Source organism: Aerococcus sp. HMSC23C02 (assembly GCF_001806805.1).
Classification (GTDB): domain Bacteria; phylum Bacillota; class Bacilli; order Lactobacillales; family Aerococcaceae; genus Aerococcus; species Aerococcus sanguinicola.
In genome coordinates this window covers 310351-317072 of sequence record NZ_KV786060.1, presented here as the reverse complement: position 1 = coordinate 317072, position 6722 = coordinate 310351, and the positions used below count along the sequence as shown (strand labels likewise).

8 protein-coding genes are annotated in these 6722 nt (G+C 45.8%); all 8 read left to right on the top strand.

Annotated features, from left to right (window positions below; all coding sequences use genetic code 11):
- Nucleotides 1–225, top strand: a 225-nt coding sequence (locus HMPREF3090_RS09930; protein ID WP_210382195.1) for a hypothetical protein, incomplete at its 5' end; no start/stop codon positions are given.
- Between the two features lie 221 nt (nucleotides 226–446).
- Nucleotides 447–1616, top strand: a complete 1170-nt coding sequence (locus HMPREF3090_RS08175) for an ABC transporter substrate-binding protein (protein WP_067974740.1) — start codon at nucleotides 447–449, stop codon at nucleotides 1614–1616.
- A gap of 137 nt (nucleotides 1617–1753) precedes the next feature.
- Nucleotides 1754–2632, top strand: a complete 879-nt coding sequence (locus HMPREF3090_RS08170) for a branched-chain amino acid ABC transporter permease (RefSeq protein WP_083272437.1) — start codon at nucleotides 1754–1756, stop codon at nucleotides 2630–2632.
- Nucleotides 2633–2640: 8 nt separating this feature from the next.
- Nucleotides 2641–3627 (top strand): branched-chain amino acid ABC transporter permease, encoded by a 987-nt coding sequence (locus HMPREF3090_RS08165; protein WP_067974743.1) that lies wholly within the window; start codon nucleotides 2641–2643, stop codon nucleotides 3625–3627.
- Nucleotide 3628: 1 nt separating this feature from the next.
- On the top strand, nucleotides 3629–4393 hold the full coding sequence (locus tag HMPREF3090_RS08160) for an ABC transporter ATP-binding protein (protein WP_067974746.1): 765 nt from the start codon (nucleotides 3629–3631) through the stop codon (nucleotides 4391–4393).
- A gap of 1 nt (nucleotide 4394) precedes the next feature.
- Nucleotides 4395–5102, top strand: a complete 708-nt coding sequence (locus tag HMPREF3090_RS08155) for an ABC transporter ATP-binding protein (protein WP_067974749.1) — start codon at nucleotides 4395–4397, stop codon at nucleotides 5100–5102.
- A gap of 133 nt (nucleotides 5103–5235) precedes the next feature.
- Nucleotides 5236–5877, top strand: a complete 642-nt coding sequence (locus tag HMPREF3090_RS08150) for a glycoside hydrolase family 73 protein (protein ID WP_083272436.1) — start codon at nucleotides 5236–5238, stop codon at nucleotides 5875–5877.
- 76 nt (nucleotides 5878–5953) lie between these two features.
- Nucleotides 5954–6610: a GntR family transcriptional regulator gene (locus tag HMPREF3090_RS08145; protein WP_067974756.1), complete on the top strand. Its 657-nt coding sequence runs from the start codon at nucleotides 5954–5956 to the stop codon at nucleotides 6608–6610.
- Nucleotides 6611–6722 lie beyond the last annotated feature (112 nt).

Here is a 6722-nt window from a genome sequence, read left to right as displayed (position 1 = left end):
TTTGCTCCTACGGCTAAAGCAGCACCGGCTCGAGTAGCTTCAGCTCTTGGAGCAGAGCGACTTAGAGATGAAGTTCAAGGCTGCGCTAGCAGCGTTGCTACCTTCTTCTCGCCTAGCGAGCTTCAAAGGGCTAGTAAGGCTAAACGCCGACTATCCCTAATTCACATCGCTTGCTCGTTCATGGCTAACGATCAAATTCAAAGCTTCACTCCTGCTCAGAAATAATCTGTATTGAAATACAGCTTTAATTACCCGTCACGATTACTAATAAGTAGATAAATAAAAAAGTAGCTGTTAGCAGCTGCTTTTTTATTTTTAATAGAAACATTCTATTGAAAAAATAAGAAAGATGATAAAATTCTGATTGATTTCTTAAAAAAAGCTTGACTTAATTGTCTGAAAATTCTAAACTATATCTCATAGCAAAAAAACAAGGAGGTTCAGGCATGTCAATCAAAAAATTTGTTTTACTAATGATGAGTGCCCTGACGCTGGGAGCCTGCTCCAGTCGAGCAACCCAACCAGCCAGTGGTGAGCAAGAAGAATACGACACCATCAAAATTGGAGGAAACCTGGAATTATCAGGTGGGGTATCGGCCTACGGGATTGTTCAAAATAACGCCATTAAACTAGCCATCGATGAGAAAAATGCTCAAGGTGGGGTCAACGGCAAACAAATCGAATATGAAGAGTATGATAATAAGTCAGCTCCAGAAGAAGTGACCACGGGGGCTGCCCGCCTGGTCGACTTAGAAGATGTTGCTGTTCTATTAGGGCCGGCAACGACGGGGAGTGTTGAGGCTCAGATTCCAATTTCCTTGCAGAGCCAAACCCCAATGATTACTCCGACTGCGACGGGGGATACCATCACCCTCGATAACAATGGCAAGACCCTGCCAGAAGTCTTCCGGACCTGCTTCCAAGACTCTTTCCAAGGGGCCGCCTTAGGAGCCTTCGCTAACCAAAAAGGCTTCCAAAAAGCAGCAATTATTAAAGATAATGGATCAGATTATGGGCAAAACTTAGCCGATGAATTCAAAAATACCTATAAGGGTGAAATTGTAGCGGATGAAAGTTATGTGACCAAGGAGACGGATTTTAGCGCCATCTTGACCAATGTGAAGCGCCAAAATGCGGATGTGATCTTCGTGGCGGGTTACTATGAAGAAGCGGGTCCCTTGATTAAGCAGGCCCGGGAAATGGGCATTCAAGCAGCGATTTTAGGCCCTGATGGTTTTGGTAATGAGGAAATTGTAAACTTGGCCGGTAAGAAGAATTTTACGGATATTTACTATGCGGCCCACTTCGTTGCCGACGAGAATTCGCCTCAGCGGACTAAGGACTTCATGAACAATTACAAGGCCAAGTATGGGACAGAGCCTGATATGTTCGCGGCCCTGGCTTACGATGCCGCTTACCTTGCCTTTGACGCCATGGAGCGTGCTGGTTCAGACAAGCGGGAAGATGTGCGTCAAGCTCTTGAAGAAACCAAGGATTTTGAAGGAATTACAGGGACCTTCTCAATTGACGACAAGCATAATACAGTGAAGACAGCCTTTATCCTAGAGGCTAAGGATGGAAAGGTCGTTGATTCAACAGCGATTGATCCAGAATAGACAAGTTCATGAGACCAAGTGGACAGGTTCCTATGCGTAAGCAGGGCAAAAAGGTTTGTTTTTTGCAGGTGCCTGTCTTCTCTCTTTGAGAGCGGGTGGTCTTAAGCTGATCAGTTATAAAAGGAGGACGGATCAAAGTGGCTAATTTCTTTCAACAATTAATTAATGGGGTATCGCTCGGGAGCATCTACGCTCTGATGGCTTTGGGCTATACCATGGTATACGGCATTATTGGGCTCATTAACTTTGCCCACGGGGATATTTATATGGTGGGGGCTTTCGTTGGCTTTAGCTTGGTAACACAGACAGGGCTCGGAGTCTTGCCAAGTATCCTAATTGCCATGATTTTTACAGCAATTCTAGGGGTAATTGTGGAACGCCTGGCTTATAAGCCCCTGCGCGGTCAAGCTCGGATTTCAGCCTTGATTACCGCAATTGGTGTTTCTTATCTCTTACAGAATGTCATGATTTATTTGGTGGGGCCTGAAGTGCGGGCTTTCCCGACTAACTTGCCCAACTACAGTTTACAGATTGGCTCTGTCGCCGTGAGTACGCAACAGCTTTTAATTTTAATCGTTACTATTATCCTGATGGCAGGCCTCCAGTTTACCGTTCAAAAAACCAAAATGGGCCAGGCCATGCGGGCGGTTTCCGTTGATGAAACAGCTGCTCGTTTGATGGGGATTAATGTCGACCATGTGATTTCCTTTACCTTCGCCTTGGGTTCTGCCTTGGCTGGTGCTGGTGGGGTCTTAGTTGGGATTTACTATAACTCTATTTCACCACTGATGGGGCTTACCCCAGGGATCAAGGCATTCGTTGCGGCGGTGCTTGGTGGGATTGGCTCGATTCCAGGTGCCATGGTAGGCGGCCTTTTGATCGGCTGTATTGAAACCATGGTCTCTATGATCGGCTTATCTACCTGGAAGGATGCCGTGGTTTATGGCGTATTAATTGTTATCTTACTGATGAAACCAACCGGAATCTTTGGTAAGACAGTTAAAGAGAAAGTGTAGGTGGTTTTATGAGAACGAACAGTTGGGCTAAAAATTTCTTTACCAAGTCGAGTCTGTCATGGATAGGTCTTATTGTGGGGGTCTTTGCCTTTATCTTAGCCTCTTATTGGACGGGACAAGTCACTGCCTTTACACAGAATATCCTGATGAAGATTGGTATTAATATTATTCTTGCGGTGGGGTTGAACTTGATTGTCGGCTATGCCGGCCAATTCTCCTTGGGACACGCTGGCTTTATGGCTATCGGGGCTTACAGTGCCGCCCTGGTTTCCAAGGCTATCCCAGGTGTCCAAGGGATGTTCCTGGGGATGGGCCTAGGCCTCGTGATTACTTTTGTCCTCGCTCTAGTGGTTGGGATTCCAACCTTACGCCTGCGTGGCGACTACTTGGCCATTGCTACCTTGGGGATTGCAGAGATTATCCGGATTACTATTATGAACCTCGAGATTACCAATGGGGCAGCCGGGATTGCTGGGATCCCACAAAATGTTAACTGGATTACCCTCTATGTCTTTGTTGTCATTACGACTTTGATTATTGTGAACTTTATCCACTCCAGTCCGGGCCGGGCGATGATTGCTGTCCGTGAAGATGAGATTGCCGCGGAATCAGTCGGCCTACAGACAACTCGCTATAAGACCATTGCCTTTGTTTTAGGGGCTTTGACTGCAAGCATCGCTGGAACTCTCTATGCTTCTTACTTTGGTGTGATTACACCGGGCCAATTTACCTTCCAAAAATCTATTGATATCTTGATTATTGTTGTTTTCGGGGGAATTGGTTCGATTACCGGGAGCTTTGCAGCAGCTATTCTCTTAGAGCTATTGAACGTTATCCTAGCGCCTTACGGTCAGTTGCGGATGATTGTTTATGCCCTAGCCATCATTGCCATTATGATCTTTAAACCATCTGGCCTGATGGGAGAATTTGAACTGCGCTTTTCACCTTTCTTTAAACAGAAGAAACAATATTCTAAATTGAAAAAGGAGGATTAAGATGACTTTGCTAAAAGTAAATCAATTGACCAAAACATTTGGTGGTTTGACGGCTGTCTCCGATGTCAATTTAGAAATCGAAAGTAATGAACTGATTGGTTTGATTGGTCCAAACGGGGCTGGGAAGACCACACTCTTTAACTTGATTACTGGGGTTTACGAACCGACCAGCGGCAATATTGAATTTGCTGGCCAAGATATTTCCGGAGCGAAACCTGAGAAGATTAACCAGGCAGGTATCGGCCGGACCTTCCAGAATATTCGACTCTTTGCCAATCTAACGGTTTTAGAGAATGTACTGATTGCCCTCCATACAGAACATGGGGCTGGCTTCTTGACTAGTGTCTTGCGTTTACCCGCTTACTACCGGAACCGCAACCAGCTCTACCGCCGGGCCATCGAACTGCTCGAAGTCTTTAACCTAGAAGATCTGGCGAATGAGAAGGCTAAGAACCTCGCTTATGGACAGCAGCGGCGTTTGGAAATTGTGCGGGCCTTGGCAACTGAACCGAAGTTACTCTTCTTGGATGAACCAGCTGCCGGGATGAATCCGCGTGAAACGGCAGAATTAACCGAATTAATCCACCGCATCAAGGATGAATTGGGGATTACGGTAGTCTTGATTGAGCATGACATGTCCTTGGTTATGAATATCTGTGAACGCATTTATGTTCTAGAATACGGCAAGGTAATTGCAGAAGGGAACCCAGAAGAAATTCAGTCGGATGACCGCGTGATTAAAGCATACCTAGGAGGTGTCGATTAAAATGTTAGATATCCGAGATATCCATGTCTCATACGGCATGATTGAGGCTCTCAAAGGAATTGACCTCAAAGTTGAAGAAGGACAGATTGTTTCCTTGATTGGTTCGAATGGGGCGGGTAAGACGACGACCCTCAAGACCATTTCAGGTCTCTTGCGGCCCACGACAGGGGAAATCTTATTTGAAGGTAAGCCCCTACAGAAGATGTCGACCATCCAAATCGTCCGCAATGGGATTTCTCAGGTTCCAGAAGGCCGTCATGTCTTCCCTAAGATGACCGTCTATGAAAACCTCTTGATGGGCGCTTATTCACGGACCGACCGTTTACAAATCATTGAAGATATTGAACATATGTTTGAGTTCTTCCCCATTCTAAAGGAGCGCTTGAACCAAGATGCGGCGACCCTTTCCGGTGGGGAACAGCAGATGCTAGCTATGGCCCGAGCTCTGATGGCCAAGCCAAGGTTACTCTTACTCGATGAACCCTCCATGGGGCTTGCGCCAATTATTATCCAACAAATCTTTGAGATCATTCAAAAGATCCACAAAGAAGAAGGGACAACGGTGCTCTTGATTGAACAGAATGCCAAGTCTGCCTTAGAAATCTCAGACTATGCTTATGTGCTTGAAGTCGGTCGGATTACGGCAGAAGGTCGCGGCAGCGAACTCTTAGATTCAGAAGAAGTCCAAAAAGCCTATCTGGGGGGCTAGGAAGCCTTCCATTCACTGCATCCTTGCAGGCAGTCTGCCTGGGCAAAGGGTGCAGTTTTTTGCTTGATGGGCCGGCGACCAAAGTTTCTTTTTCTTGTTCAATTGTGTAAAATAGAAGGAGAGGAGGAATGCTATGGCAAAGCGCAAAAAGTCTCGCTTAAAAAAATTTAAATTAGGTAAGCAGCCAGCTCGCTCGCGGAGGCAGAAAATCCTCCTTGGAGCGCTTTTTGTCTTTGCGCTAGGGCTCCTAATTTGGCCATCTATAAGATTAGAGAGTCATGAGGAAGATCAGACGACAGAGGAATTTTTGGATGAGATTGGGCACTATGCGGCCGCCAATGCCAAGGAATCCGGCGTTCTCCCCAGCTTGGTGGTAGCTCAAGCAGCCATCGAATCGGACTTTGGCCGTAGCCAGCTCGCCCGCGACTATAATAACCTTTTTGGGCGGAAGGCTTATGGGAGTGAGCGGGCGGTCCACTTGCCTACCCAGGAATATACGGCGGCTGGTTATGAGACGGTGGAGGCCCCCTTTAAGGTCTACCCCTCTTGGAAGGCAGCGGTAACTGACCATGGGCGTTTGATGCAGGAGGGAACCGATTGGAATCCAGACCTCTATCTGCCGGTGCGTCAAGCTGAAGATTACAAGACAGCGGCTTACGCCTTGCAGGAAGCAGGTTATGCAACAGATCCTCACTATGCAGAAAAATTAATTGAAATCATCGAAAGCTATGGTTTAACAAAATATGATAAGCTAGATAAAAATATAATATTTTAAACTTTGCATTTTTAATTCTTTGTGCTATATTAAAAGTAAGTTAAAATCAACTAACAGTCGATTGGAGGGGAATTTGGTGGCCAAGACGCAAAGCTATAAAGATACTGCTTATGAGTATCTTAAAGAACGTATAGATAATAATATTTTGTTGCCTGATACCCACTTGAAGGAAGTTGAAATCGCCAACAAGTTAGGGATGAGCCGGACGCCTGTACGTCGTGCAATGGCCCAACTTGAAGAAGAAGGTTATGTTAAGATTGAACCTTATAAGGGAGCGGTTGTAATCAAATCTTCTTTAACTTCAACGGCTATTGTCGAGCGGCTACAGTTTGTTGAGCTGATGGCTATGCACTTATTCCAACACATGCAAAATAAGGATATTCATGTAGACAAGGAAGAATTGCATGAGATAGTTGAAGAAATGGAACGAGGACGAGAGTCGGAAGATGATGCAACTTATTATGCGGCAGAGTTCAAGCTCTTTCGCTTTTTAGCCTTCTATCATTCCAACTCTTACTTCCGTCAAATTGGCTTAAGTACTATTGCCACCTTGCATGAACTTTATTTAAAAAATGTCAAAGCAGACCAACGTAATTTCACAAAAGAACGGAACGAAACCTCGGACGTCTATCCCGAATTCATCCGTGCTATAGAAGAAGCAGACTACCCCAACGCCCGCAAACAAGTAAGAATATGGATGAACCAACTCATCCTCAACCAAATCAATAGTTAACGAAGGGTGTGAGGGAGCGCGGGTAGAAGTGGACCTCTGGAGCAAAGTGCCAGAGAAGACTGCAAGTCTTCGGCGGCACTTTGTGAAGAGGAGCCACTTCTGCGCGACCGAA

Excerpts from the sequence above, each read along its gene's own strand:
- HMPREF3090_RS08175 (WP_067974740.1), top strand. The coding sequence starts at position 447 with ATGTCAATCAAAAAATTTGTTTTACTAATGATGAGTGCCCTGACGCTG.
- HMPREF3090_RS08165 (WP_067974743.1), top strand. The coding sequence starts at position 2,641 with ATGAGAACGAACAGTTGGGCTAAAAATTTCTTTACCAAGTCGAGTCTG.
- HMPREF3090_RS08160 (WP_067974746.1), top strand. The coding sequence starts at position 3,629 with ATGACTTTGCTAAAAGTAAATCAATTGACCAAAACATTTGGTGGTTTG.
- HMPREF3090_RS08155 (WP_067974749.1), top strand. The coding sequence starts at position 4,395 with ATGTTAGATATCCGAGATATCCATGTCTCATACGGCATGATTGAGGCT.
- HMPREF3090_RS08150 (WP_083272436.1), top strand. The coding sequence starts at position 5,236 with ATGGCAAAGCGCAAAAAGTCTCGCTTAAAAAAATTTAAATTAGGTAAG.